This is a genomic window from Lentzea sp. NPDC003310 (genome assembly GCF_040610935.1).
In the GTDB taxonomy this organism is placed as follows: Bacteria; Actinomycetota; Actinomycetes; order Mycobacteriales; family Pseudonocardiaceae; genus Lentzea.
This window is the reverse complement of the sequence record NZ_JBEXNC010000010.1, coordinates 208,992-232,538: the sequence shown is the minus strand read 5'-3', so window position 1 is coordinate 232,538 and position 23,547 is coordinate 208,992. Positions and strand designations below refer to the sequence as shown.

Annotated in this window: 24 protein-coding genes and 1 tRNA gene; 18 read left to right on the top strand and 7 right to left on the bottom strand. The window is 66.9% G+C overall.

What is annotated here, in order from left to right:
• Positions 1-149 precede the first annotated feature (149 nt).
• The 3 genes from ABZX02_RS22330 to ABZX02_RS22320 are packed head-to-tail and all read left to right on the top strand — an operon-like array spanning position 150 to position 2,084.
• The gene (locus tag ABZX02_RS22330) at positions 150-770 is read left to right on the top strand and encodes a hypothetical protein (protein ID WP_355300476.1); all 621 of its coding nucleotides are present in this window, start codon (positions 150-152) and stop codon (positions 768-770) included.
• On the top strand, positions 770-1,306 hold the full coding sequence (locus ABZX02_RS22325; protein WP_355300475.1) for a hypothetical protein: 537 nt from the start codon (positions 770-772) through the stop codon (positions 1,304-1,306). The genes ABZX02_RS22330 and ABZX02_RS22325 overlap by 1 nt, the downstream gene beginning before the upstream one ends.
• Before the next feature lies 1 nt (position 1,307).
• A complete protein-coding gene (locus ABZX02_RS22320) occupies positions 1,308-2,084 on the top strand; it encodes a hypothetical protein (RefSeq protein WP_355300474.1) in 777 nt (258 codons plus the stop codon).
• Here ABZX02_RS22320 and ABZX02_RS22315 read toward each other — a convergent pair.
• Complete coding sequence (locus ABZX02_RS22315) at positions 2,077-2,547, bottom strand: NUDIX domain-containing protein (RefSeq protein ID WP_355300473.1); 471 nt, start codon at positions 2,545-2,547, stop codon at positions 2,077-2,079. The genes ABZX02_RS22320 and ABZX02_RS22315 overlap by 8 nt on opposite strands.
• A 10-nt stretch (positions 2,548-2,557) precedes the next feature.
• Complete coding sequence (locus ABZX02_RS22310; protein ID WP_355300472.1) at positions 2,558-3,301, bottom strand: DUF5919 domain-containing protein; 744 nt, start codon at positions 3,299-3,301, stop codon at positions 2,558-2,560.
• 170 nt (positions 3,302-3,471) lie between these two features.
• On the opposite strand from ABZX02_RS22310, the gene ABZX02_RS22305 reads away from it, so the two are divergent.
• From ABZX02_RS22305 to ABZX02_RS22270, 8 genes are all read left to right on the top strand, one after another.
• On the top strand, positions 3,472-3,924 hold the full coding sequence (locus tag ABZX02_RS22305; protein WP_089918864.1) for a hypothetical protein: 453 nt from the start codon (positions 3,472-3,474) through the stop codon (positions 3,922-3,924).
• Positions 3,924-4,169 carry a hypothetical protein gene (locus ABZX02_RS22300; protein WP_143091657.1) on the top strand — a complete coding sequence of 82 codons (246 nt, stop codon included), beginning with the start codon at positions 3,924-3,926 and terminating at the stop codon, positions 4,167-4,169. The genes ABZX02_RS22305 and ABZX02_RS22300 overlap by 1 nt, the downstream gene beginning before the upstream one ends.
• Positions 4,156-4,416, top strand: coding sequence for an AMED_5909 family protein (locus ABZX02_RS22295; protein WP_355300471.1), 261 nt, complete (start codon positions 4,156-4,158; stop codon positions 4,414-4,416). Before ABZX02_RS22300 ends, ABZX02_RS22295 begins: the two co-directional genes overlap by 14 nt.
• Before the next feature lie 223 nt (positions 4,417-4,639).
• Positions 4,640-4,858, top strand: a complete 219-nt coding sequence (locus tag ABZX02_RS22290; RefSeq protein ID WP_355300470.1) for a hypothetical protein — start codon at positions 4,640-4,642, stop codon at positions 4,856-4,858.
• A complete protein-coding gene (locus tag ABZX02_RS22285; protein WP_355300469.1) occupies positions 4,855-6,318 on the top strand; it encodes an FtsK/SpoIIIE domain-containing protein in 1,464 nt (487 codons plus the stop codon). The genes ABZX02_RS22290 and ABZX02_RS22285 overlap by 4 nt, the downstream gene beginning before the upstream one ends.
• A 26-nt stretch (positions 6,319-6,344) precedes the next feature.
• Entirely contained in the window at positions 6,345-7,919 is a 1,575-nt protein-coding gene (locus ABZX02_RS22280; RefSeq protein ID WP_355300616.1) for a replication initiator, read from the top strand.
• 16 nt (positions 7,920-7,935) lie between these two features.
• Complete coding sequence (locus tag ABZX02_RS22275; RefSeq protein ID WP_065915790.1) at positions 7,936-8,130, top strand: helix-turn-helix domain-containing protein; 195 nt, start codon at positions 7,936-7,938, stop codon at positions 8,128-8,130.
• Positions 8,130-9,308 (top strand): site-specific integrase, encoded by a 1,179-nt coding sequence (locus ABZX02_RS22270; RefSeq protein ID WP_355300468.1) that lies wholly within the window; start codon positions 8,130-8,132, stop codon positions 9,306-9,308. The genes ABZX02_RS22275 and ABZX02_RS22270 overlap by 1 nt, the downstream gene beginning before the upstream one ends.
• Positions 9,309-9,386: 78 nt before the next feature.
• Here the strand turns inward: ABZX02_RS22270 and ABZX02_RS22265 are convergent.
• A tRNA-Lys gene (locus ABZX02_RS22265) sits at positions 9,387-9,462 on the bottom strand.
• A 171-nt stretch (positions 9,463-9,633) separates the two neighbouring features.
• On the opposite strand from ABZX02_RS22265, the gene ABZX02_RS22260 reads away from it, so the two are divergent.
• The 3 genes from ABZX02_RS22260 (at position 9,634) to ABZX02_RS22250 (ending at position 12,944) form a co-directional block, all read left to right on the top strand.
• Complete coding sequence (locus ABZX02_RS22260; protein WP_355300467.1) at positions 9,634-10,707, top strand: aldo/keto reductase; 1,074 nt, start codon at positions 9,634-9,636, stop codon at positions 10,705-10,707.
• Positions 10,708-10,806: 99 nt separating this feature from the next.
• Entirely contained in the window at positions 10,807-11,925 is a 1,119-nt protein-coding gene (locus ABZX02_RS22255) for a serine hydrolase domain-containing protein (protein ID WP_355300466.1), read from the top strand.
• Complete coding sequence (locus tag ABZX02_RS22250) at positions 11,922-12,944, top strand: serine hydrolase domain-containing protein (RefSeq protein WP_355300465.1); 1,023 nt, start codon at positions 11,922-11,924, stop codon at positions 12,942-12,944. The genes ABZX02_RS22255 and ABZX02_RS22250 overlap by 4 nt, the downstream gene beginning before the upstream one ends.
• Before the next feature lie 5 nt (positions 12,945-12,949).
• On the opposite strand, the gene ABZX02_RS22245 is transcribed toward ABZX02_RS22250, so the two are convergent.
• The gene (locus tag ABZX02_RS22245; protein ID WP_355300464.1) at positions 12,950-13,858 is read right to left on the bottom strand and encodes a GTP-binding protein; all 909 of its coding nucleotides are present in this window, start codon (positions 13,856-13,858) and stop codon (positions 12,950-12,952) included.
• Between the two features lie 11 nt (positions 13,859-13,869).
• On the bottom strand, positions 13,870-14,682 hold the full coding sequence (locus ABZX02_RS22240) for a TIGR03619 family F420-dependent LLM class oxidoreductase (protein WP_355300463.1): 813 nt from the start codon (positions 14,680-14,682) through the stop codon (positions 13,870-13,872).
• Positions 14,683-14,759: 77 nt separating this feature from the next.
• On the opposite strand from ABZX02_RS22240, the gene ABZX02_RS22235 reads away from it, so the two are divergent.
• Genes ABZX02_RS22235 through ABZX02_RS22225 form a run of 3 tightly spaced genes read left to right on the top strand, consistent with a single transcriptional unit; the run spans position 14,760 to position 21,630 of the window.
• Positions 14,760-15,287, top strand: coding sequence for a hypothetical protein (locus ABZX02_RS22235; protein ID WP_355300462.1), 528 nt, complete (start codon positions 14,760-14,762; stop codon positions 15,285-15,287).
• Positions 15,288-15,289: 2 nt separating this feature from the next.
• Complete coding sequence (locus ABZX02_RS22230; RefSeq protein WP_355300461.1) at positions 15,290-17,215, top strand: flotillin family protein; 1,926 nt, start codon at positions 15,290-15,292, stop codon at positions 17,213-17,215.
• Positions 17,212-21,630, top strand: coding sequence for a DNA repair ATPase (locus tag ABZX02_RS22225; protein WP_355300460.1), 4,419 nt, complete (start codon positions 17,212-17,214; stop codon positions 21,628-21,630). The genes ABZX02_RS22230 and ABZX02_RS22225 overlap by 4 nt, the downstream gene beginning before the upstream one ends.
• Here ABZX02_RS22225 and ABZX02_RS22220 read toward each other — a convergent pair.
• Positions 21,627-22,127, bottom strand: a complete 501-nt coding sequence (locus tag ABZX02_RS22220; RefSeq protein ID WP_355300459.1) for a hypothetical protein — start codon at positions 22,125-22,127, stop codon at positions 21,627-21,629. The two genes, ABZX02_RS22225 and ABZX02_RS22220, sit on opposite strands and share 4 nt — an antisense overlap.
• An 80-nt stretch (positions 22,128-22,207) precedes the next feature.
• Entirely contained in the window at positions 22,208-22,654 is a 447-nt protein-coding gene (locus tag ABZX02_RS22215) for a PPOX class F420-dependent oxidoreductase (RefSeq protein WP_355300458.1), read from the bottom strand.
• Here ABZX02_RS22215 and ABZX02_RS22210 point away from each other — a divergent pair.
• Positions 22,653-23,465, top strand: coding sequence for an oxygenase MpaB family protein (locus ABZX02_RS22210; RefSeq protein ID WP_355300457.1), 813 nt, complete (start codon positions 22,653-22,655; stop codon positions 23,463-23,465). The genes ABZX02_RS22215 and ABZX02_RS22210 overlap by 2 nt on opposite strands.
• The last annotated feature ends 82 nt before the right edge of the window (positions 23,466-23,547 follow it).

The window sequence follows — 23,547 nt, the reverse complement described above, 5'->3', positions numbered from 1 at the left end:
TTGTAGCCGCTTGAACAGCGGCTATGCAACCTTCGAACGGATGGCTACGCAAGCTCAGCTTGCCTGTATGGCAACACGCCGGGCATCCATGTTGCGATCATGAAATTGGTCAGCGTAGCCTGCTGCCCTTGGAGTAATGGGGTGATGCAGTGGACGTAAGTGAAACGCTGAAGAACGCGTGGGCAGCTGTGCAAGAAGCCGGCTTGCCCGAAGCGATGCATGAGGTGGCGTTCCGCGAGGCTGTCCGGCTTCTTGCGCCTGCGGGGAACGGGGTGGTCGCTGCGCCGAGGGTGGGGAAGCCCAACGGCGAGGCAGTTGCCAATCAGACTGGCCGCTCAAACGGCGAGAGCGAGAACGGTGACGGAACGCCGCGAGTGAGTGAGAACGAGATGTACGACCTCGTTGTCCAGCAGACCGGCGTCGATCGGGAGAAGTTGGAGCGCATCGTTCATCTCGATGTCGATGGCCCCAAGGTCAGCATCGCTGGCATCAAGCTTGGCAAGAACAACGCTGAGCGGACGCGGGCCGTCGCCCAGATCCTAGCTATGACCCGTGGGTTCGGCTTGGGTGAGAGTGACACGCCTCTGGAGGTCGTCCGTGCTGAGTGCGACCGCCTCAAAGTCTACGACCAGAACAACTTCGCCGCGCATATGAAGGCGCTCAATGGCTACGTCGTGACGGGTACTGGCCAGAATCGGCGCTTGCGGGCGAAGGGGCCTGGCATCTCGGCATTCGCCGGCTTGGTGGATGACCTCTTGGGGGGTATGTGATGAGTGACCCCGAAATCGACGCCATGTCGGCTGTCGCGACGGCTGTCGCTGATCTTGATGAGGCGGCAAGAGGTCGTGTCCTGCGTTGGGCTGCTGAGCGGTACACCGTCTCCTTAATATCTGACCGCCAGCAGGGCGGTGTGGGCGGGGCGGGCAGTGGCGACACTGAGAAAGCTGCTGTCGGGTCCGACGAGGAGGTCGCGGAAGAGGCGCGAATCTACGAGCACTTCGCCGAGTTGTTTGCGCAGGCGGGGCCGAAGTCGGATGCAGAGAAGGCGCTGGTGGCTGCGTACTGGGTGCAGGTGCATCAGGGGCAGAGTCAGTGGCCGTCCCGTCTCCTCAACGCTGAATTGAAGCATCTCGGCCACTCGGTGGGAAACGTCACTATGGCGCTCTCTAGCCACATCAACAGGAAGCCTCAACGCGTAATACAGCTCAAGAAGTCTGGGAACAGCAAGCAGGGCAATAAAACCTATAAGGTCACTAACGAGGGGATCACGTACATTCAGGCGATGTTGAGCGGCGGGGGCGGCTGACGTGGGACTGGCGCCGGAAGACGCCTTTGCGGTTTTGCCTACGACCCTTCGAGATGATTTATTGTCGGCGTTTAATGAGATCGTGAAGAAGTACCGAGAGCATCAATGGGAACCTTCGGAGCTAAACGGCGGCAAGCTGTGCGAGGCTGTGTACACGATCTGCAAGGGCTGGCTGGAAGGTGGTACGTATCCGGCACGCGCAAAGAAGCCGGGCAACTTTCCTGACACCTGCTGGAAGATGGAGAGCGCTTATCAGAAGGTGCCTGACAGTAGGTCTGCGCGGATCCTAATCCCTCGCATGATGATCGGCCTTTATGACATCCGCAACAACCGCGGGGTCGGGCATGCTGGTGCTGAGGTTGATCCGAACCATATGGATGCAACAGCGGTCCTGTATACGGCTAAGTGGCTCGTAGCCGAATTGGTTAGATTGCTGCATACGCTTACTACTGAAGAAGCCACTGCGGTCGTAGACGCTCTTATAGAGCGTGAGGTCGCATGGGTCTGGACGCATGGCGACAAGAAGCGTGTATTGCGCACCGGCATGACGTGGAGGCAGCAGGTTTTGGTGCTGTTGTTGACAGAGTCTGGCGACGTTGCTGAGGCGGATCTTGTTCGGTGGCTTGAGCATTCGAACACGGCGATTCTTCGCAGGGACGTGCTGAAGCCGATGCATAGAGCGCGGCTGATCGACTATGACGCTACTAAGCGAACGGTCCGCCTACTCCCTCCTGGGGTTGCTGCTGCTGAGACGCTGGTTAACGGCAGTGCTAAGTAAAAAAGGGGGCCGGGCTATCGGCAAATCCATGCTGGAGCCGCAGCCTGATCGACGGGTGGACATTTAGGTCGTTGATCTGTTGCGGCTCAAGCCAAAGTACTTCCTTTGTTTCGCTGCTTGTGGATAGCATCCCACCGACGGGGCGGGCACGGAAACAAATCGAGAACTCCTGGCGTATCTCGCCGTCATCGTAGGCGATGACATGGTTGGGGTTGGAATAAAGACCGATTAGGCCATTTACCTCGACATCAACGCCGGTCTCTTCTTTGACCTCCCGAACTACGGCTTGGGAGAGAGTCTCTCCGACATCTTGCTGGCCACCAGGAATGGCGTACATATCGTTGTCGGTGCGGCGGATCATAAGTAGTCGGCCAGTGCTGTCTTGGACGAAGGCGCTGACGGCGGGTCGGAGGCTGTTGGCTTTGGGGGCGTTCGGGTCGTGGAAGTAGTCCACGCGGGCCATGTGGCTCCCTTTAGAACGTTGCTGGCTTGGACAGGTTCCAGACGTGCTCGAAGCTCTCAGAGTAGGTCTCGAAGAGATCGCCCGCAGCGAGCCGTCGCAGATGAAGCGCTGGAGCGTGCGCGGCCTGGAAGCCGTAGACGTGCGTGTTGACGATCATCTCGTCGTCGAAGCGGAAGATCGAGTTGTAGAGCGTCGTCTTGTGGAAGCGCATTTCCACGCCCTCCACGCCCACCAACGGCCGGTAGAACGCCAGTGCGTTGCGGATGCGGGATCCGAGCGTGCCCTTGCCGAGCTGCTCTTCGTCGCTGCGCTTGGCAACCTCGCGGCTGGCCGGGTCGCCGAAGATCAGCCGGATACGCGCGCCGTTCGCAGCCTTGTTGGCTAGATCGCGCATGAACGTTGGCCGCTCCACCAGGAAGATGCCGGCGTGGACCAGCACCTCCACGTGCCGGGTGGCGTTGGTGATGAGGTGGTCCCACAAGTCTGGGGGGATCGAGTTCCGGTGTGGGTAGAGCTTGACCACCTCGGACTCGGTGATCTCTGCCTTCCGCTCCGGCGCGACCGCGTCCGGCCAGAGGTACGTCTCGGTCTCCTTGACCATCGATGCGATGGTGTTGCGGTGGCGCGGGTATGGCGCGCGGCCCTTCGTGATCCAGCGTTCGACGGTCTTCTGGTCGACGCCTGTGGCCTTGGCTACCTGCTCGTATGTGAGTCCGTTGCGCAGCAACGCATCTCGTAGTCGCTCGTTCGCCATGATCGCTCCTGTCGGACGTCCTCGGGGACGCTAGGGACGTCTTACGTTAGTAGGGACGTCTCTAGATGTCCCGCCATGCGGTGCTCACGTCCCGGTTTTCAGCCGAAAGTCGTAGGTGTCGAGAACTCCAGACAACCGGTCTGGACGACACCTATGACAGGAGAGCCACGATGGCGATCACAGGTGGGAGCAGGCTCCCTGCGGGTCACGACTTCGTGTTTCCCAGGGGCGCGCTCGTGATGGGCGTCGAGCCCGTGCTCAAGTTCCAGTCCGCCGAAGAGCGTGCGAAGGGTCTGCCGCCCGAGCAGGAGAAGGACAAGGAGACCGGTCTCCTTGTGTGGTCTGTGCTGGTCATCGACCAGGCCGCGGAGCGCAAGACGGACGCGGTGGTCACGGTCAAGATCTCCGCGCCTCACCAGCCGGTGCCACCGGAGGCCATCCCCGGCACGGACGTCCGGCCGGTCGTGTTCGAGGGGCTGACGGTCACGCCGTGGATCGATGACAAGGGCTGCCGTGGGGTGCACGCGGGTGAGCGTCACCGCTGCCGCGCGAAGCTCGGCTACAGCCTGCGGGCCTCCGGCATGAAGCCGGTCGTCGGCAAGCCAGCCGCCAAGGCGGCGTGATGCCTGACCTGGTGCGCGTTCACCTCACCGACGGCGTGCCGATGCGGCCACTCGCGATGCCGTTCGCCGACCGGATCGAGATCCGCTTCGGCAACGCCTTCCCCGCCGTGCTCGTCGTCGATCGGGATGTGGTCCCGCAGTTGAGGGACGTGCTCGACCAGGGGTGGCGCGCTCTCCAGGCCTCGGCCGCTCGACAGGAGGGGCGTCACGCCCTCGCGGAGGAGGCTTCCGATGCCCGCGACTGAGGCCATGCACTGGGGCCTCGCTGAGCAGGCCCGGACGCTGAGCGAAGCACACGACGTGCTGAGCAAGCTCCTGCCCAACCCCAAGGCCGCTCCCGCCGTTCTGCGGGACTACTACCTCCGCTCCGCCGCGATCTACGCGCGAGTCGCTGAGAGCGACCGTAGCCACCACCACGAGGCCATGTACTGGGCGAACCGCGAGCGCGAGAAGGGGGAGGCGATCAAGGTCACGAAGACCGCGAAGAAGTAGCAGAAGTCCTCATTGGACAGAGCGCGTGACTCTGCTGGGTCACGTGGCGATGCCACACGACTTGTTGCGGCGCAAAGAGAACGTGAGACGCAGGAGCGGAACCCGGCTACCAACCTCGCCGCTCCTGCGTTGTCCACCCAACTCAGGAGTGAACAAGATGAGCGTAGAGCCTGGGCGCATTCCTGCGCCAGACAGGGCTACAAAGCAACTGCTGTGGGATCGAATGATCTCCAGCAAGCAGACCGTCTCCAGCTACGTAGTGATGCTCGACGGCGGCAGCCTGGAGACGTTGGAACTCACGGCCGCGCAGGCTGAGGGCTTCGAGTGCCTGACCTGCAAGACGCAGCACACCAAGGAGTCGGGAGCGTTCCAGCCTGTTGGGCGCATCCCGAGTGTGGGCAGCGTCTTCCAGTGCCTCAAGTGCGCTGGCGGTGCACGATGAGGGGCAACCGCTGGGTGGACCCCGCACCGTTCGAGGGCGCACGTCCGCAGGTCCCGTGGTGGGTGTGGTTGCCCGGCTGGATCAAGGTTGTGCTCGCGCCGTTCGCGTTGATCTGGCTCGCCGGCCGACTGGCTGTGAAGCTCGTCGTGCTGACGGTCCGGTACCCGGTCGCGGTCACGGCCTGCCTCGGCGGCTACATCGGCTATCGCCAGTTCGGGCTGTCGCCGCTCGTCCTGGCGCTGCTGTCGCTCGTGTGTGCGCTGACGGTCTGGTACGGCCTCGATCGCGGCTCGTTCCTGCGGCACGGCTGGTACCGCGTCCTGACCGAGTGGCGGCGGCTCACGGTCTACGCGCCGCACTGGCGCACTGTGATGCGGCTCGCTGAGCTGGCCAAGGACAGTCGAGGCAGGGAGTACCGCCCCAAGCTACGGCGCGTCCGTTCGGAGGGCTGGCGGGACAAGGTTCGGGTTCGCATGATCCCGGCGCAGTCTCCGGAGCAGTGGGAAGCGCGACGGGACAACCTGGCGCACTCGTTCAACGCGCGGTCCTGTCGTGTGCGGGTGCTGCGGCCGAGTGTGCTTGAGCTCGACTTCATCCACTCCGATCCGCTGTCGCGTCCGGTCGCGGTGCCGCAGCTCGCCGCTGTCGGGGACGTTGACCTCAAGCGCGTCGTCGTCGGCCGTACCGAGACCGGCAAGCCCTGGCGGCTGAAGCTGCTCGGCTCTCAGGTGCTCGTGGTCGGGGTGCCCGGTGCTGGCAAGGGCTCGGTTCTCTGGTCGATCGTCTGGCAGCTCGCCCCTGCCATCAAGGCGGGCATGGTTCGGCTTGTCGGGATCGACCCCAAGGGCGGCATGGAGCTGGGGCAGTGTCCGGACGCGTTCGAGAAGGTGATCTACGACAACGGGCCGGAAGCTGTTGCGCTGCTTGAAGAAATCGCCGCCGAAGTCAAGGAACGCGCGGCGCGGTACCGGGGCATTCGGCGTCTTTGGGCGCGCGGTACGGGTGAGCCGTTCACGGTCCTGATCGTGGATGAGCTGGCGGACCTGATCGCCTACCAGCCGGACCGGAATCTCCGCGAACGTGCGACGCGGGCCGTCCAGACCATCACCTCGCAGGGACGCGCTCCTGGCTACGCCGTGGTCGGCCTCGTCCAGGACCCGCGCAAGGAGGTCGTCTCCTTCCGGCACCTGTTCACCACCCGCGTTGCGCTGCGGCTCGATGAGCCGGTCCAGGTCGACATGGTGCTGGGCGATGGCGTTCGGCAACGGGGCGCGGCTGCTCACGAGATCAGCGAGAACACGCCTGGTGTCGCCTGGCTCAAGGAGGACGGGCAGCGCGAACCGGAGCGCGCGCGGGCCTTCCACGTCACGGACGCGGACCTGGTCGAGCTGGGCGTCTACCTCGCCCCGGCCACCGTGCACGAGTTCCCGACCAGCGGTGAAGGGAGGGCGGCGGCGTGACCGAGTACCTGACTCGTTCGGAGCGGATGAAGCAGCCGGCCGCGCTCGACATCGCTCGTGCTGTCGCTGAGGAGCACGGCGTCTGCGTCCGGCCGCTGGCCAAGGAACGGATCGACCTCGACACCGGACGCGTCGACATCGTTCCGGTGCCGTGCGGTTCGACCGTGGCCAGCGTGTGTCCCACCTGCGCGGAGAAGAACCGGCGTCTGCGGATGGCGCAGTGCCGTGAGGGGTGGCACCTCACCGAGGAGCCCGACTTCACGCCGGAAGCTCCGAGCGACGATCAACGAGAGCTGACCGCCTACCGGGCTGACCTCGTGAAGGCCTTCCGCCTGGCCCTCGATGAGGGTGACGAGGTCGGGGCCGAAGAGGTTCGGGAGGAGGTCGCGGAGGTCGACGCCGAACTTCGGCAACTCGGAGTCCGCGGTTCGCTCCCCTCCCTGGAGGTGCCGCTCAAGGCAGCTCGGAAGCGGTCGACCAGGCGGCGGCAGGACGCGCCCAACCTGCCTCGACGGCCGGTCAGCAAGCGCACGGTCGGGAAGGTGTTCGGGGGCAAGTACCAGCCTTCGACGTTCCTGACGCTGACGCTCGACACCTACGGCAAGGTTCGCAGCGATGGCACGCCCGTTGACCCGGCGACCTACAACTACCGTCGTGCTGCTCGGGACGCGGTGCACTTCGCCGCGCTGCTCGATCGGTTCGTCCAGAACCTTCGCCGGTGCGTCGGGTGGGAGGTCCAGTACTTCTCGGCCGTCGAGCCGCAGAGGCGGTTGGCTCCGCACTGGCACGCGGCTGTTCGAGGCTCGATCTCGCGGGCGGAGCTGCGGGCGGTTGCTGAGGCCACCTACCACCAGGTCTGGTGGCCCGAGCATGACGAGATCAAGTACAGCGGCGACAACCTGCCGGTGTGGGACGTCCGGGCTAAGGGCTTCGTTGATCCGCAGACGCGGAAGGCCCTGCCTACCTGGGAAGACGCGCTCGATCAGGTGGAGCGGCCCGCGCACGTCGCGCGGTTCGGGGTGCAGGTGCACTCCAAGGGCATCCTCGGCGGAACGGAAGAGGCCGGCCGTCACATCGGCTACCTGACGAAGTACCTGACCAAGAGCATCAACGAGTGCTTCGAGGCTCAGACGGCCCGCCAGGAGGACCACGCCGAACGGCTGTGCGCTGAGCTCGCGGTCACGCCCTGCTCGCCGAACTGCCCGATCTGGCTGCTCTACGGCGTCCAGCCGCGCGGGGCTCGGCTGTCCACCGTGCCAGGCAAGTGCAAGGGGAAGGCGCACAAGCGGACCACGCTCGGTGTAGCTGGGCGGCGGGTGCTCGTGTCACGGAAGTGGTCGGGGAAGTCACTCGCCGACCACAAGCACGACCGGAAGACGTTCGTTCGGCAACTGCTCGCGGACGTCGGGATCAAGCCCGAGGACCAGCCTCAGCGGGTCGTCTGGAACAACGTCGAGCCTGGTGACCCGAACGTGCCGCCTCGAGCACACCTGCTGCTGAGTGCCGTCTCTGAGCGGCGGAGGTGGAAGGCCGAATACACGGCCGCGTTGCTCGCATCTGCCGGACCTCCGGGGAGTTCGGCAACTCCGCACGCTGCTTGATCAAAGGGGGAACAACATGGAGACACACCAGTTCGAGCCACTGTGGACAGTCAGCGACGTTGCGGCCTACTTGAACGTCCCGGTCCACACGCTCTACGGCTGGAGGACCAAGAACTACGGCCCGCCCGCACGGCGCTTGGGGAAGCACCTGCGGTACCTGCCGTCCGAGGTGCGGAGCTGGTTCGAGCACCTGCTTGAGGAGGCGGCCTGATGGCTCGTCCGCCGCTCGACATCGGCACGTACGGCAAGATTCGTTGCAGTCAAACGGAGTCCGGCTGGGTAGCCGTCGCGAACTACCGCGATTTCGACGGTAAGACGCGGCCGGTGCTTCGGAGGGGGAAGACCAAGCCTGAGGCTGAGCGGAGGCTCAAGAAGGCGCTCGCCGAGCGCAAAGGCCCGTCGGGAGACTCGTTGACGCCGGACAGCCGGTTCAAGGATGCGCTTGAGGCGTGGCAGGTGAAGTTTCAGAAGCTCGTGGACATGGGCAAGCGGTCGCCTAGCAGCCTCGACACCTACCGGAGCATCCTCGGCCGGCATGTCCTTCCGGGCCTCGGTGAGCTGCGGATTCGTGAGATGACGGTTGCGCGGATCGATGCGTTTCTGGGTGCGCTGTGGCGGTCGGTCGGGGTCGACAGTGCCAAGACGGCGCGCTCGGTGATCTCAGGTGCGCTGCGGATCGCTGTGCGGGATCGGGCGCTCGACACGAACCCCGTGAGGGACACGGACCCTCTGGAGAGCGGTCGGAAGAAGAGCCCCAGGGCGCTCACGCGGGAGGAGCGCTTGTTGTGGCTGGAGATGCTGGAGTCCGACCCGGTGGCGGTTCGGAAGGACCTGCCTGATCTGTCCCGGTTCATGATGGCCACGGGCGTGCGGATCGGTGAGGCGCTGTCCGTCTACTGGGACGACGTCGACTTCGATGCCGGAACGGTCGACGTGAACTACACGGTCATCCGGGCTGGCGGGCTCGGGCTGATCAGGAAGTCGACCAAGACGGAGGCGGGAGAGCGGACGCTTCCGCTGCCCAGGTGGGCGCTCGACATGTTGCGGCGGCGTCGTGCGGTCACGCTGTTCCCCAACGGGCCGGTTTTCCCGAACAGTCTCGGTGGCCTGCGGGACCCGTCGAATACCCGCAGGGACATCCGGAAGGCCCGTGGAGGGGATGAGTTCGCCTGGGTGACCTCGCACGTCTTCCGCAAGACGGCGGCCACCATCCTCGATGAGGCGGGGCTCTCCGCGCGGGTCGTCGCGGACCAGCTCGGGCACGCTCGGCCGTCCATGACCCAGGACACCTACCTCGCCCGGAAGGCGGTCGATCGGAAGGCGGCTGACGCGCTGGAAGGGGCGCTCGACCGGCCTGAGCAGGGCGAACCCAAGAAGCGCGCAGATTGAGAGTCAGGGAGTAAAGCGCATCAAAGGCGTATCAGTGATCTTCCAAAGCGAAACCCCCAGGCCTGTGACCTGGGGGTTTGGTGGGCCGCCAGGGACTCGAACCCTGAACCCGAAGATTAAAAGTCTCCTGCTCTGCCAATTGAGCTAGCAGCCCTCGCCGGGACAGCCTACCGATCTCCCCCTCCCCATGTCCTCCGGGTTGCCAACCTCACCCCGGACACCACACGGAAGAGGATCAGGCAAGAAGCCGCCCGGATCGTCGTACCCCCGAGCACCCACCGGACCTGGAATGGGAGGCACCAACGAACCACGAGGAGCCAGCCAGATGCCGCTCGACCACTACGTCACCCTCGGCCGCTCCGGCCTCCGCGTCAGCCCCTTCGCCCTCGGCGCCATGACCTTCGGCGAGGATCCCGGAGCCGCCGGCTGCAGTGTCGAGGAGTCCGAGAAGATCCTTCACACCTACCTCGACCGCGGCGGAAACTTCATCGACACGGCCAACTTCTACACCAACGGCCACTCGGAGAAGATCCTCGGCGACTTCTTCCGCCACAGCGGAAACCGGGACCGGGTGGTGCTCGCGTCCAAGTTCTTCTTCAACATGCACCCCGGCGACCCCAACGGTGGCGGCGCCGGCAGGACGGCCATCCGCAGGCAGCTCGACGAGACCCTCCGGCGGCTGCAAACCGACCACATCGACCTCTACTGGATGCACAACTGGGATCGGAACACGCCGATCGAGGAGACCATGCGGGCTCTCGACGACCTGGTGGGATCGGGCAAGGTCGGGTACATCGGGTTCTCCAACGCGCCTGCTTGGGTCACGGCGCAAGCCCAGACGATGGCCCTGCTCGAGGGCTGGACGCCGCTGATCGCGCTGCAGGTCGAGTACTCGTTGCTCGCGCGGACGGTCGAGGGGGAGATCGCGCCGATGGCCAGGGACATGGGGCTGGCGCTGGTGCCTTGGAGTCCGCTCAAGAACGGGTTCCTGAGTGGCAAGTACCGGCGGAACGTGCAGGTCGCGGACTCGGAGCGGACCAAGTTCGTGGGTGGGCCCAGCGAGAACGAGTTCCAGGTCATCGACGTGGTCGCGGGGATCGCGGACGAGTTCGGGGTCAGTGCCGCGGCCGTGTCGTTGGCCTGGTTGCGGCAGCGGGCGGGGACCGTGGTGCCGATCATCGGGGCACGGAAGGTCGAGCACCTGGAGAGCAACCTCGACGAGGTGACGCTGACCGAAGATCACCTGAAAGCCCTCGACGAGGTGTCTCGGCCTGAGCTGAACTACCCCGCCGGGTTGCACGGGGAGTTGCGGGCCATGTTGCAGTTCGCCGGGGCGACGGTGGACGGCGAGGCTTCCGGGGTCTACCCGCCGCTGCTGCAGAGCGACGTGCGGTACTAGGTGGAGCCTGCTCCACCTCGCGAACGGAAGTGTGCGTGACTGCGCGGACACCCCCTGTGTTGGAAATCTGTCCTCACCAACGGCAAGGGGAGGCGCAGGATGAAGAAGACGCTGGTAGGGGTGCTGGCAGCGGCCATGTTGTGCACGGGAACGGCGATGGCCGCGCCGCCCACCACGGTTCAGAAGCAGCTCGACGGGCTCACCAAGCAGCACAAGTTCCCCGCGGCGCTCTCCACCCTGACCGACGCCGGCGGCCGGACTGCGCACCACACGTCCGGCACGGCCGAGCTCGGCAAGCAGAAACCCGTGCCGCGCAACGGGCAGGTGCGGGCCGCCTCCAACACCAAGGCGTTCGTCGCCACGGTGGTCATGCAGCTCGTCGGTGAGGGGAAGGTCGAGCTCGACAAGCCGATCAACCACTACCTGCCGGGTGCGGTGAAGGACGACCGGATCACCGTGCGCCAGCTGCTCAACCACACCAGCGGGCTCGCGAACTACACGGCGTTCATGGGGCTCGACAAGTTCGAGGAGCAGCGGCACCGGTACTTCGAGCCGCGCGAGCTGCTCGACATCGGCAACGCGCACCCGGTGACGGGGCAGCCGGGCGAGAAGTTCAAGTACAGCAACACCAACTACGTGTTGCTCGGGTTGCTGGTGCAGAAGGTCACCGGGCGGCCGATCGGTGAGAACGTCGACCAGCGCATCGTCCAGAAGATCAAGCTCAGGGACACCTACTGGCCGAACGTGGGTGAGCAGACGATCCGCGGCAAGCACCCGCACGGGTACGCCACGACGAGCAACGGCGTCGAGGACGTCACCGAGCTCGACCCCAGCTGGGGCTGGGCGGCCGGGCAGATCATCTCCTCCACGAAGGACCTCAACGCCTTCTACAGCGCCCTGCTGAAGGGTGATCTCGTCAAGAAGGCCCAGCTCGACGAGATGAAGAAGACCGTCGACACCGCGGGCGAGATGTGGGCGGGAGCCCAGTACGGACTCGGCATCGTCAGCACGCCGCTCACGTGCGGTGGCCGCTACTGGGGTCACGGCGGTGACATCCACGGCTACGAGACGCGCGGTGGTGTCGGGCCGGACGGCCGGGCGTTCTCCGTTGCGGTGACGGCGTTGCCGGGCACCTTCCAGAACACGCCGGAGGAAGCCGGCAAGGCCCACGAGGCGATGCTGACCACTGTGGACGCTGCTCTGTGTGGTGCCAAGTGATCGCGGTCGCGGCGCTCACGGCGCTGACTCTCCTTGTGCCCCAACAGCTCGACCAGATCGTCAAGGAAGGCACTCCGGGCGTCGAGGCGCACGTCCACGACAAGAACTACGCGAGGGGCAACGCCCCGGTCAACGGGCAGGTGCGGATCGGCAGCATCACCAAGTCGTTCGTCGCGGTGGCGACGCTGCAACTGGTGGGTGAGAACAAGGTCGAGCTGGACGGGCCTGTCAACAAGTACGTGCCGCACGTCAAGGACAGCCGCATCACCGTGCGCCAGGTCCTTCAGCACACCAGCGGCCTGCCGGACTACGTGATCGACGTCGGTGTCCCGAAGATCGCCGACATCCGCGACCGGTACTTCGCGCCGCACGACCTGCTCGACGTCGCGCTGGCCAAGCCGCCGGCGTCCCAGCCCGGTGAGAAGTACGGGTACAGCAACACGAACTACGTCGTCGCCGGGCTGCTGATCCAGAAGGTCACCGGACGGCCGGTCGGCGAGGCGCTCGACAAGGTGATCACCAAGGCGGGCCTCAAGAACACCTACTGGCCTGCTCAGGGCGAGCAGCGCATCCGCGGCCGGCACGCCCAGGCGTTCGCGCTGAGCGACCTGCTCGACCCGAAGTCGAAGGTCGTCGACGCCACCGTCATCGAGACGTCCGCGGCCTGGGCGGCCGGCGCGATGGTGTCCACACCCGCCGACGTCGCCCGGTTCTACAGCAGGCTCCTCAAGGGCGACCTGCTCGCCAAACCGCAGCTCGACGAGATGCGCAGGACCATCACCGTCGACGAACGGAGCGCCTACGGGCTCGGCCTGGAGAGCACCAGGCTCAGCTGCGGCGGGGTCTGGTGGGGCCACAGCGGGTCGATCCACGGCTGGGTGTCGCTCGGCGGTGCGACCGACGGCGGCAAGGACGCGGCGATCAGCCTCACCGCGCTGCCCGGCACGTTCGGGGACGATCCGGCCCAGAAGTTCCAGCGGATGTTCGACGTGATGGACACCGCGTTCTGCAAGAAGTAGCGACGTCAGCGGGCGTACCGGAGCACCCAGAGCATGTCCTGCTCGGTCACCGGTCCGTCCGCGACGCACGCCAGCAGCCAGTCCGTCAACGCCTCCGGATCGATGCCCGCCCCGATCAGCACCAGCTGCGTCGGGGCGGGCTCGACCGGTTCGAAGTGCACGTACGCACCGACGGTGTGGAGCATGAACGTGCCGAGCGGGAACCGCACGAAACCCTTGGCGCGGAACAACCCCTCGGGCCGCGCCGACAGGAAGTCCATGAACAGCTTGGGGTGCAGGGGGTCGGAGGACTCGAACGACACGCTGTCGTACGAGGCGTGCGCGTGCGTCGAGTGGTCCTCGAGGTCGTCGAACGTCAGCTGCCGCGGCCCCAGGTCCGGCGGCCGCACCTCGAACAGCAGCGCCGGGTCGATCTGCCCGTACGTCACCGGCAGCACGGGCGCCGAACAGGGCAACGACGGCAGCGAGGACACCCGGTCGACCTTGTTCAGCACCACCAGATCGGCCAACGCGAGATCACGCGCAAGGTGCGGCACGGCGTCGAGCTCGACAGCGTCGGCCACGTAGATCAGCCCGCCGTACGACACCCCCGGCGCCTGCAGCACCATCCGCACCATCGCCGCCGGCTCGGCCAGCCCGGACGCCTCGATCACGATGACGTCCAGGTCGGCGGAGGCGAGCTTCGTCAGCATCTCGTCGAGCTCGGAGCCGTCGACGGCACAGCACAGGCAGCCGTTCGACAGCGACACCATCGAGTCGACCTGGGCCGAGACGGCGAACGCGTCGATGTTGATCCGCCCGAAGTCGTTCACCACGACGCCGATCCGCGTGCCGCCGGACGTGCGCAGCAGGTGGTTGAGCAGGGTGGTCTTGCCGGCACCGAGGAAGCCGGCGAGCACGACGACGGGGATCACGACGTCCGAGGCTAGCCGGTGAACTCCGCGAACCGGTGCAGCACCTCGTCCACGGTGCCGTCGAACACCGGCGGGTAGATCACCAGCTCGTCCACGCCGAGGTCCTCGTACTCGCGCACGACCGCCGCGGTCAGCGGGACCTGCGCGGACACGCTGATCCGGAAGCCGTCCGGCCGCTCGGGGAACCGCGCCAGGTGGCCACGGATGTCCTCGGGCGTGCCGATGCCGAACCAGCCCTGCCCCCTCGTCACGGCCCGTCGGAACGCCGAGGGGCTGTGGCCGCCGACGACCACGCGCACGTTCGACGGCCTCGGGTGGGCCTCGACGCCGGCGAACGACACGAACTTCCCGGAGAACGCCGGCGCGTCGGCGTGCCAGAGCTGATCCATCGCGTCCAGGTACTCGTCGGTGATCGCACCCCGGTCCCGGAACGACGCCCCGACGGCCGTCATCTCCGGCTCGAGGTAGCCCGCGCCGACGCCGAGCGTCATGCGCCCACCGCTGAGCAGGTCGAGCGACGCCACCTGCTTCGCGAGCACGAGCGGGTTGCGCTGCGGCAGGATCACGATCCCGGTCGCGAGCTCCAGCGTGGACGTGACGGCCGCCACATAACCCAGGTGGGCCAGCGGATCGACGATCACCGTGTCCGGTTCGGACGGTGACGGGTCGACGCGCGGCGACGGCAGCACCACGTGGTCGCCCGCCCACCACGACCGGTAGCCGAGCGACTCGGCCAGTCGGGCCAGCCTCCGCGTCTCCTCGGGCCCCGCCGTGTCACCGATGTTGAGTCCCTGCACCCCGATGTCCATGATCGGCCCAACCATCGATTTCCATCGATCATTCCCGAAACTGCAACGAAACGGCCGGTCGGCGCATCAGAATGACGAGAAGGGGGGCGATGATGACCGAGTTCCTGGCTGCCGCGCTGGCGTTTCCGACCGTGGTGTTCAGCTTCCTGTTACTCCTGGTGCTGGCCTACTGGCTCACGGTGGCGTTGGTGGGCCTGGACTTCGACGCCCCGGTGCTGCCGGTCTCGATCTCGATGTTCGTCGTGATCACCTGGTTCGCGGCGCTGGTCGGCACCGTGCTCACCCCGGAGGGCAAGCTCCGCTACGCGATCCTCGCCGGCGCGCTGCTCGTGGGAGCGCTCGTCACCAGGATCCTTCTCATCCCGGTCAAGAGGTGGACGAAGCCGGAGAAACCGGCGTCCCGCAACGACTTCGTGGGCCGCACCGCGATCATCCGGACGGCCAGGGTGACCGAGCAGTACGGGCAGGCCGAGGTGACCGCCGACGACGGCGGTACGGCGGTCGTTCAGGTGCGAGCCGCGCAGAGCACCGAACTCAGGGCGGGACAGACCGCGTTGATCTTCGACTACGACGCCGAGGGCGAGTTCTTCTGGGTCGTGGACATCACCACAGGGGGCTGAACATGGGTGCGATCTCCACAGGGCTGATCGTGCTGATCGCCGTGATCGCGTTGGTGCTGATCCTGGCACTGATCACGCTGAGCAGACTTTTCAAGAAGTGCGAGCAGGGCAAGGCGCTGATCGTCTCGAAGATGCGCAAGGTCGACGTCACCTTCACGGGCACCGTCGTGCTCCCGGTGCTGCACCGGTGCGAGACGATGGACATCTCGGTGAAGACGATCGAGATCCGCAGGGCCGGCAACGAGGGCCTGATCTGCAAGGACAACATCCGCGCGGACATCCGGATCACGTTCTTCGTGCGGGTCAACAAGACCGTCGAGGACGTCATCAAGGTCGCGCAGGCGATCGGCACCGAGCGCGCGAGCCACGAGCAGACGCTGCAGGAGCTGTTCAACGCCAAGTTCTCCGAGGCGCTCAAGACCGTCGGCAAGCAGCTCGACTTCGTCGACCTCTACACGCACCGCGACGAGTTCCGCGACCGGATCGTCCAGGTCATCGGCACCGACCTCAACGGCTACAGCCTCGAGGACGCGGCGATCGACTACCTGGAGCAGACGCCGCTCAAGCAGCTCGACCCGGCGAACATCCTGGACGCGCAGGGCATCCGCAAGATCACCGAGCTGACCGCGATCGAGCATGTCAAGACCAACGAGTTCACCCGCAACGAGGAGAAGGAGATCACGCGCCAGAACGTCAGCGCGCGTGAGGCCATCCTCGAGCTCGAACGCCGCCAGGCCGACGCGGAGATCAAGCAGAAGCGCGAGATCGAGACCGCCCGCGCCCAGCAGGAGGCGGAGACGCAGAAGGTGCAGGCCGAGGAACGCCTCAAGGCCAACACCGCCTTCATCCGCACCGAGGAGCAGCTCGGCATCCAGACCGAGAACAAGGCCCGCGAGATCGCCGTCGCCGAGAAGAACCGCGAGCGCGTGATCGCCGTCGAGACCGAGCGCATCGAGAAGGACCGCCTGCTGGAGGTCATCGCCCGCGAGCGCGAGACCTCGCTGCGCATGATCGAGAAGGACAAGGAGCTCGAGCACGAGCGCCGCGCGATCGCCGACCTGGTGCGCGAGCGCGTCGCCGTCGAGAAGACGGTGGCCGAGCAGGAGGAGAACATCAAGCGCCTGCGCGCCGTCGAGGAGGCCGAGCGCGAGCGCCAGCAGATCGTGATCCGCGCCGAGGCCGAGGCGCAGGAGTCGCTGGTCAAGGACATCAAGGCCGCCGAGGCCGCGGAACAGGCCGCGCAGCACAAGGCCCGCGAGGCCGTCGTGCTCGCCGAGTCGCGCAACAAGGCCGCCGACCTCGACGCCCGCTCCAAGATCCGCCTCGCCGAGGGCACGCAGGCCGAGGCCGCGGCGAAGGGATTGGCCGAGGCCCAGGTCAAGGAACGGGACGCCGTCGCGTCCGAGGCCCTCGGTCGCGCCGAGGCCGTGGTCGACCGCGAGAAGGCCCTGGCCGACGCCGAGGGCATCAAGGAACGCCTCAAGGGCGAGGCAGAAGGCCTGTCGCACAAGGCGGAGGCGATGGCCGCGCTCGACACCGCCACCCGCGAGCACGAGGAGTACCGCCTGCGGCTCGAAGCGGAGAAGGAGATCCGCCTCAAGGGCATCGACGTGCAGCGCCAGGTCGCCGAGGCCCAGGCCATGGTCCTCGCGGCCGGCCTGGAGAAGGCCGACATCGACATCGTCGGCGGTGACACGATGTTCTTCGACAAGATCGCCGCGTCCATCACCGCGGGCAAGCAGGTCGACAGCTTCGTCGGCAACTCCGACGTCGTGCAGGCGCTGGGCAGCAAGTGGATGGACGGGACCAACAACTTCCCGGAGGACCTGACCAAGATCCTCAGCTCGTTCACCACGGGTGACGCGCAGAACATCGCCGCGGCGATCGCGCTGACCCAGATGGCCAAGAACAACGGCCAGAACGCATGACGGCTCTCGACGCCGGCACTTACGAGGTGCTGCGGGCGAGGCTGGCCGAGCAGGCCGCCGAGCTCGCCCGCAGCACCGAGGCGCTGAACGACCAGCGCGTCGAGACCTTCGGCAGCACGGCGCTCGAACTCGTCGCCACCGAACGCATCCGCACCGAGAACAACTGCGTGCCGCGGGACATCGTGGCGCTCGGCGACGTGATGCTGTTCGGCTACAACGTCTTCATGGGCCTCAAGCCCGAGACCAAGGTCGGCGACGTCTTCGCGGTGCACGGCAGGGACTTCGCCACCGTCGAGGCGGAGTTCCTGCGGGACCCGAGGTTCCGCAACGACTTCGCCGAGCTCTACCGCTACTACCGCGAGACGCGGCTGCTCCAGCTGCGCATCGTCGAGCAGCGGCTGCTCGCGGTGTTCCAGACCGGCGTGCGGATCGAGGACATCCACGTCCTGCGCTGGGACGTCCAGGTCGACGGCACGGTCACGTACGTCGACAACCGCGGCGACCGCGACCACATCTTCCCGCCGTCGCACGACTTCACATGGGTCGAGACGACCCGCGAGCAGCACGTGCTCGGCCGGCACCCGCACATCGCCATCGACAACGAGGTCTTCGTCGAGACCGTCGGCGGCACGCTGACCGTCAAGGTCGAGAACAACACCGAGTCCGGCGAGGGCGTCTACTCCGAACCGGTCGACGAGCCGTTGCAGAGCCTCGCGGACGCCGAGATCCACTACGCCCGCGTCGGCCCCCTGATCCTGCTCAGGATCCTGCCGTACAAGGAGACCGCGCCCCGGTACCTGGTGTTCAACACCCGCACCAAGGAGGTCACCAGGCTCGACGGCATCGGGCAGGCCTGCCAGCGTCTGCCGGAGGACCAGGGGATCATCTTCCCGGGCGGGTACTACCTGGTCACGGGCGCGGACAAGACGTTCGACGTCGACACCGACGACCTGGAGTTCGAACGGGTCGTCCGGTCCGCGAACGGCGAGGACGTGCTGTACGTCTTCCACGCCCGCCGCGAGGGCCGCAGCCTCCTGCTGCCGTACAACGTGATCCGCAAGGAGGTCGCGACCCCGATCACGTGCCACGGCTACTCGCTCTTCGCCGACGGCACGCTGGTCGTCTTCCGCGAGACCAGCACCGAACCCGTGCGCGTGCACCCGATGCAGGTCTGGCGCACGCCGTTCATGGCCGACGAGGTGCTGCCCGACCAGGCCGGTCCGCTGGCCCGCATCGGCAACGCCGAACTCGTCCGCGGCATCTCGGACTGCCTGTCCATCACCAGGATGAGCGCCGAGATGACGCCGAGCGCGCCGGTGTTCGAGGGCCTGATCGCCCTGTGCACCAGGGTGATCGACAGCGTGCACTGGCTCGACGAACTGGGCCTCAAGCAGGACGTGCAGTCCGTCCGCGCCACCGCCGAGCAGGTGCTGGACGAGTTCGAGGCCGTCCGCACGCTCACCGAGCACGCCGCCGCGCAGCTCCACGAGGCCGCGGAGAAGCTGGCCAGTCTCATCCGGCTCGCCCGCTCGGCCGCCCCGCGCAGCGCCGACGAGTGGGTCCGGCTGCTCGCCGACCTCCGGTCCGCCCAGGGCCGGCTGATCACCCTCAAGGACCTGAGGTACGTCGATCTGGAGGAGATCGACCGCCGCGAGGCCGAACTGGTCGAGGAACTCGGCGCGTCCGCACGCCGGGCCGTCGCCTTCCTCGGTGCCGAGGGCGCGTTCGCCCAGTACCACGAAGAGATCGGCCAGATCGCGGCCACCGAGCTGCAGACCGCCGCCGAGGCCAAGCCGTTGCGGGAACGGCTGGAGCAGCAGCAGGCGGGCCTGGAGGTGCTGACCGAGGTCGTCAGCACCCTCGACGCCGCCGACACCACGACCCGCACCCGGATCCTCGCGAGCATCGGCGAGGTGCTTGCCGCGGTCAACCGCGCACGGGCCACTGTGGACGGTCGCAGGGCGCAGCTCGCGAACGCCGAGGGCAGGGCCGAGTTCGCCGCGGAGTTCGCGCTGCTCGGCCAGGCCATCACGGGCGCGCTGTCGGTCGCCGACACCCCGCAGCGCTGCGACGACCAGCTCGGCCGGCTCCTGCTGCAGCTCGAGAACCTGGAGTCGCGGTTCGGCGAGTTCGACGACTTCCTCGCCCAGGTCGGTGCCAAGCGCACGGACGTCTACGAGGCCTTCTCCGCCCGCAAGCAGACCCTGCTCGACGAACGGTCCCGCAGGGCGGACCGGCTGGTGCAGTCCGCGGAACGGGTGCTCGGCACGATCCGCCGCCGCGTCGGCAAGCTGACCTCGACCGACGAGATCAACACGTACTTCGCGGGCGACCCGATGGTCGCCAAGGTCCGCGCGGTCGCCGAGAACCTCCGGGAACTGGGCGACGTCCGGGCCGACGAGCTCGACGCGAGTCTGCGCGATGCCCGGCAAGAGGGAGGCCGGGCACTGCGCGACCGGGCCGATCTGTACGACGGCGCGTCGATCGTGCTCGGTCGTCACCGCTTCCCGGTGACGACCGAGCCGATGAACCTCACCCTCGTGCCCCGCGACGGCCGCCTCTACTACAGCGTCACCGGCACCGACTACCGCAGCGAGGTCGACGACCCGGAGTTCGCGCGCACCAAGGGTTTCTGGGACCAGCTGCTGGTGAGCGAGACCCCGGACGTCTACCGCTCCGAGCACCTCGCCGGCTGCCTGCTCGCGGAGGGCCGCACCGACGTCGTGAACGCCGCGGCCGAACGCTACGACGAGGGCTACGAGAAGGGCGTCCACGACCACGACGCCGAGAAGATCCTCGCTGTCCTGCAACGACTCCACGCCGGTGCCGGACTGCTGCGGTACCCGCCCGCGACCCGTGCGGCGGCGCAGCTCTTCTGGTCCGAGCAGCCGGACGAGCAGCGGGCTGTGTGGACGCGCAAGGCCCAGTCGCTCGCCCGCGCCCGCACGATCTTCGGTGGCACGCACGGGATTCCCGAGCTGTGCGGGCAGTTCGGGCTGAACGACCTGGCGTCCGAGTACCTGTTCGAGGAACTGGCCTGCGAGCCCGCGGGGTTCGTGACCAGCAAGGCCGCCCGCGCGGTGATCGACAGGTTCCGCGCCGTCGTCACCGAGGAACTGCACGACCGCGACCTGATCGAGGCGTGGCTGCGCGCGTTCCTCAGGGACGAGGACTGCCCGGAGTTCCCCGAGGTCGTCGCGATCCTGCTGACCGACCTGCCGCGCTACGACTCCAGCGCGTCGCTGACCGAGACCGTCACCGGCCTGCTGGGCACGCACCCGCGCGTGCACGACCAGTCGATGGACCTGCGCCTGGACGAGACCCTGACGAGGCTCCGGACCTTCACGACCGAGCAGGTCCCGGCGTTCCGCGCCTACCAGCGCAAGCGCGACGAGCTGCTCGCCGAGGAACGCCGCAGGCTGCGGCTCGACGACTACCGGCCCGCGGTGCTGAACACGTTCGTGCGCAACAGGTTGCTGAACGAGGTCTACCTGCCGCTGATCGGCGACAACCTCAGCAAGCAGCTGAACGACGGCACCGGCCTGCTGATGCTGATCTCCCCGCCCGGCTACGGCAAGACGACGCTCATGGAGTACGTCGCGAACCGCCTGGGCATGGTGTTCGTCAAGGTCAACGGCCCGGCGCTGGGCACCGGCGTCACGTCGCTCGACCCGGCGGAGGCCCCGAACGCCACCGCACGGCAGGAGGTCGAACGCATCAACTTCGCGTTCGCGTTGGGCAGCAACGTGTTGCTGCACCTGGACGACATCCAGCACACCTCACCGGAGCTGCTGCAGAAGTTCATCTCGCTCTGCGACGCCCAGCGCCGCGTCGAGGGCGTCTGGGACGGCGAGCCGCGCACGTTCGACCTGCGGGGCAAGCGCTTCGCCGTCTCGATGGCCGGCAACCCGTACACCGAGACCGGTCGCGCGTTCCGGGTGCCGGACATGCTCGCGAACCGCGCGGACGTCTGGAACCTCGGTGACGTGCTGTCCGGCCGGGACGCGCTGTTCGCGTTGAGCTACCTGGAGAACGCGTCCGGGTCGAACCCGACCCTGGGCGGTGTGGACGTGGAACCGCTGGTGCGCCTGCTGAACGGCGAGAGCGTGCGGCACGAGTACGAGACCGTGGAGCTCGACCGCATGCTCTCGGTCCTGCGCAAGCTGCGCCGGATCCAGCAGGTCGTGCTCGAGGTCAACAAGGCGTACATCGCGTCGGCGGCGGACCCGTCCGGGCAGCCGTTCCTGTTGCAGGGCAGCTACCGCAACATGAACCGGATGGCCGCGCGGATCGTGCCGGCGATGAACGACGACGAGGTCGAGGCGTTGATCGACGACCACTACCTCGGCGAGGCCCAGCTGCTCGGTGCGTTGGCGGAGGCCAACCTCACGAGGTTGAGGGAGCTCAAGGCCTAACCCTCGTCCTCGCAGACCAGCTCGAACCGGTCGAACCGGCCGTGACCGGGTCCGCGCAGGTCGGCGGGCTCCAGGTCGTGCTCCTCCAGGAACTCGCAGAACTCCTCGGCGTCGAGCGGCCACTTCAGGCAGTGGTCGCCGACGTCGCCGAAGAACTCCGAGTCGCAGCGCAGCAGGTCGTGCAGGTTCGGCCGGGGCTTGCCCGGTGGCGGAGGCGGAGGCGGCCGGTGCCCCGGCGGAGGGGACGGCCGGTCCGAGTCCCTCGGCGCGGGAGGCGGAGGTGGCGGCGGCGGAGGAGGTGGCGGTCGCTCGACCCCGACGGCGGAGACGGTGGTCGTGGCGGTCGCGATGACGACCTCGGGCGGTGGTGGCGGCGGTGCGACGAGTCGGATGTCGACGGGTTTGTCCGGGGGTGCCGAGAACAACGCCGCGATCAGGGCAGCGCCCATCACCGCGACCGCGGCCGAGAAGTAGCCGCGGCGTCTGACACCAGTCATCGCTTCCGCTCCCCAGGTTCCGCCTGCCCGGTAGCCGCCGTCCCCGTGGAATCGTTGCGCCCGCTAACGGTGTTACAGGCTCACCCGGTCTTGTCCGGTCCCGCGGACGTCAGCGAGATCCGCAGGACCACCCGCTGTTCCCGCTGCATCGCGGCCCGGTAGTCGTTCCAGTCGGCGTGCTCGCCGGAGATGGTCCGGTAGTAGGAGACCAGCAGGTCCATGGCCTCGGGCAACGGCACGACCGTCGCGGTGCCGTTGATCTGGATCCACCGCCCGAAGAAGCTGTCCGGCAGCACGCACAGCGAGATGTTCGGGTCCCGTCGCACCTGCTTCGTCTTGTAGGCGGTCTCCCTCGTCGAGACGAGCGCGTCGCCGTTGTCGTCCAGCGCGACGAGCACTGGTGACATCGACGGCGTTCCGTCGGACTTCAGTGCGCAGAACACCGCGCGGTGCTGGCTGCGGAGCACTTCCCGTGCCTGGTCCAGGTCCATGGTCTTCATCCTGGCCAGGCGGGACGATGTCCGCATGCCCGATCCGAATTCCGTGAGCTGGCAGATGCACGCGGACCCGACGATGTGGATCGCCGGGATCGCCAGCCTCTACCTGCAGGCGCTGCACCCCGAGGCCGTCGCGGGTGTCGTGCAGAACTCGAACTTCCAGGCCGACCCGCTCGGCAGGCTCAGGCGCACGGCGGACTTCGTCGGCCTCGGCGTCTACGGCACCGACGAGGAGATCGCCACCGCCGCGGCACGGGTGCGCGCGACGCACCGGAGTCTGCGCGGCGTGGTGGACGGCAGGACGTTCCGCGTCGACGAACCAGAACTGCTGCTTTGGGTACATTGCTCGGAGGTTTCCTGCTTCGAAACAGTGCTCGACCGCGCGGGGTACGGCCTGTCCGGGAGGCAGAAGGACCTCTACTACGCCGAGCAGCGATCTGCGGCCGCTTTGGTCGGATTGCACCCGGATGAAGTACCGGGATCGCGGCGCGAAATGGCCGAATACTTCGACCGGATGCGTCCCGTTCTGCGTCGAACGACCGATTCCGATGTGATCTACGACTTCTTGCACGGACCACCCGTGCAAGGTTGGGTCCGCCACGGCCTCCCCGTGTACCGGGTCCTCGTAGGCCACCTGGCCTACTCGGTACTACCCGACTGGGCGCTCGAACTGCACGGCCGTGAGCCGTACAAACATGCTGATCAATGGCTGCGAATCATGCGCCGAGCTGCGCTTTTGGTGCCCGGCAGGATCAGGAGACTCGCTCCGCCCGGCCACCTGAAGCGCGCGATCGAGCGTCACGGCAGGCATGTGACACCGAGCAAAGCGAGGCTTCCGTAGTTGTCATACATCACAGTTGATCATCGCCGCAGGTCCGTAGCATTGCGCACGAATCCTCACCACCCCCGGAAGGCCTGTCGTG

Bases quoted from the DNA above. Each gene is read 5' to 3' on its own strand.
- ABZX02_RS22325 (WP_355300475.1), top strand. From the start codon at position 770: ATGAGTGACCCCGAAATCGACGCCATGTCGGCTGTCGCGACGGCTGTC.
- ABZX02_RS22315 (WP_355300473.1), bottom strand. From the start codon at position 2,547: ATGGCCCGCGTGGACTACTTCCACGACCCGAACGCCCCCAAAGCCAAC.
- ABZX02_RS22310 (WP_355300472.1), bottom strand. From the start codon at position 3,301: ATGGCGAACGAGCGACTACGAGATGCGTTGCTGCGCAACGGACTCACA.
- ABZX02_RS22305 (WP_089918864.1), top strand. From the start codon at position 3,472: ATGGCGATCACAGGTGGGAGCAGGCTCCCTGCGGGTCACGACTTCGTG.
- ABZX02_RS22300 (WP_143091657.1), top strand. From the start codon at position 3,924: ATGCCTGACCTGGTGCGCGTTCACCTCACCGACGGCGTGCCGATGCGG.
- ABZX02_RS22295 (WP_355300471.1), top strand. From the start codon at position 4,156: ATGCCCGCGACTGAGGCCATGCACTGGGGCCTCGCTGAGCAGGCCCGG.
- ABZX02_RS22290 (WP_355300470.1), top strand. From the start codon at position 4,640: ATGATCTCCAGCAAGCAGACCGTCTCCAGCTACGTAGTGATGCTCGAC.
- ABZX02_RS22285 (WP_355300469.1), top strand. From the start codon at position 4,855: ATGAGGGGCAACCGCTGGGTGGACCCCGCACCGTTCGAGGGCGCACGT.
- ABZX02_RS22280 (WP_355300616.1), top strand. From the start codon at position 6,345: ATGAAGCAGCCGGCCGCGCTCGACATCGCTCGTGCTGTCGCTGAGGAG.
- ABZX02_RS22275 (WP_065915790.1), top strand. From the start codon at position 7,936: ATGGAGACACACCAGTTCGAGCCACTGTGGACAGTCAGCGACGTTGCG.
- ABZX02_RS22270 (WP_355300468.1), top strand. From the start codon at position 8,130: ATGGCTCGTCCGCCGCTCGACATCGGCACGTACGGCAAGATTCGTTGC.
- ABZX02_RS22260 (WP_355300467.1), top strand. From the start codon at position 9,634: ATGCCGCTCGACCACTACGTCACCCTCGGCCGCTCCGGCCTCCGCGTC.
- ABZX02_RS22255 (WP_355300466.1), top strand. From the start codon at position 10,807: ATGAAGAAGACGCTGGTAGGGGTGCTGGCAGCGGCCATGTTGTGCACG.
- ABZX02_RS22240 (WP_355300463.1), bottom strand. From the start codon at position 14,682: ATGGTTGGGCCGATCATGGACATCGGGGTGCAGGGACTCAACATCGGT.
- ABZX02_RS22235 (WP_355300462.1), top strand. From the start codon at position 14,760: ATGACCGAGTTCCTGGCTGCCGCGCTGGCGTTTCCGACCGTGGTGTTC.
- ABZX02_RS22230 (WP_355300461.1), top strand. From the start codon at position 15,290: ATGGGTGCGATCTCCACAGGGCTGATCGTGCTGATCGCCGTGATCGCG.
- ABZX02_RS22225 (WP_355300460.1), top strand. From the start codon at position 17,212: ATGACGGCTCTCGACGCCGGCACTTACGAGGTGCTGCGGGCGAGGCTG.
- ABZX02_RS22220 (WP_355300459.1), bottom strand. From the start codon at position 22,127: ATGACTGGTGTCAGACGCCGCGGCTACTTCTCGGCCGCGGTCGCGGTG.
- ABZX02_RS22210 (WP_355300457.1), top strand. From the start codon at position 22,653: ATGCCCGATCCGAATTCCGTGAGCTGGCAGATGCACGCGGACCCGACG.
- ABZX02_RS22215 (WP_355300458.1), bottom strand. From the start codon at position 22,654: ATGCGGACATCGTCCCGCCTGGCCAGGATGAAGACCATGGACCTGGAC.